This window comes from Microcoleus sp. K4-B3 (assembly GCF_036704615.1).
Classification (GTDB): Bacteria; Cyanobacteriota; Cyanobacteriia; order Cyanobacteriales; family Microcoleaceae; genus Microcoleus.
Map to the genome: position 1 here is coordinate 1 of NZ_JAUBSF010000240.1, position 1108 is coordinate 1108.

The 1108-nt window shown below is 40.3% G+C and carries 1 protein-coding gene and 1 pseudogene; both read left to right on the forward strand.

Annotated elements, in window-relative coordinates:
- Positions 1-521, forward strand: a pseudogene (locus tag QUA78_RS32680) (hypothetical protein); the annotation flags it as partial.
- Positions 522-676: 155 nt separating this feature from the next.
- On the forward strand, positions 677-886 hold the full coding sequence (locus QUA78_RS32685; protein WP_333307610.1) for a hypothetical protein: 210 nt from the start codon (positions 677-679) through the stop codon (positions 884-886).
- The last annotated feature ends 222 nt before the right edge of the window (positions 887-1108 follow it).

The window sequence follows — 1108 nt, forward strand, 5'->3', positions numbered from 1 at the left end:
CCGATTGCACTCACTTTTTTCACTTCTCTATTTTATTGCGTAAGCATTCCTCTTTAAAAACTGTCCGGAGTATTGTTCATAGTGAATTGGTATTAATTAAAAAAGAACTCGACCAACGTTTAATTGACCGCACCGTAGAAATTGCCAAACAAAAAGGTGGATTTGGCTCATCTCAACTTAAAGCGGCCGATAATTCTTCCCCGTTATGGGGAGCGGGTAAAGTCGAAGATACATATAATCTATTGGGTCATGCTTTGCGTAAGGCAGTGAGTGCGATCGCCCGTGCTGTGCAGGGGCGGGAGCTAGCAGAAATTGCCTCGGAAGTCGGTGCACCCATCTTGAATAGTTCCAGCTTAAAAACGGCCTATAATTTAAACTGGGATAATCCAGTAGAGCGTCAAAATGCACTATCAATTATCCTAAATAACTTAGCTTCTGTAGTAGAATGGATGCAAAGCCAGTCTAATTGTGATGAGTTTGAAGCGGCTCAAGATACGGGAGCATCCCGATTTTGCAAGTAAACAAAAGTATGATATATTGTACTGTTTTTTTGGAAAACCGACACTTAGCTTCCCGAAAAAATATGTTTTAGAGTCAATAAGCCATTTTATAGCAACTGAAGAATAGAGTGTCTCAAGAGTTACAATAGTCAATAAATAATTTTGAGGGAATCAAAATGACGCCTGACGAACAAGCACGTTTACAAGCTCATACTGCTGAAATCGCCAAAATTTTATACAAAAACACTCCCCCCGAGGCATTAGAGAGCCTGGAAACAATAGAAGGGCACCTGAGAAAACAATGGATAGAGATAGTGGGACCCGAAGTTGCTTTTTTTTTATCAAAGAAACCACGGGAACAGACAAAGGACGCCCCCGAACAGTAAAAAGCTGTGTGGGTGAGTTAAAAATTACCGAAAAACAAGCAGAAAAATTAAATCTCAAAACATCGACTCGCTTGGCACCTTTTTTTGAGAAATGCTGTCTGCGACAAGTAGCCCTGTTATCTTATTCCAAGGCATCTCAAGAAATTAGGACTTACGCATTGACAGAGTGGTAAAATAATGCTTACTTGAGATTGGTGTCGTCTACTTACAGGTATCGGACAA

Coding starts and splice junctions, on each gene's coding strand:
- QUA78_RS32685 (WP_333307610.1), top strand. CDS start 677: ATGACGCCTGACGAACAAGCACGTTTACAAGCTCATACTGCTGAAATC.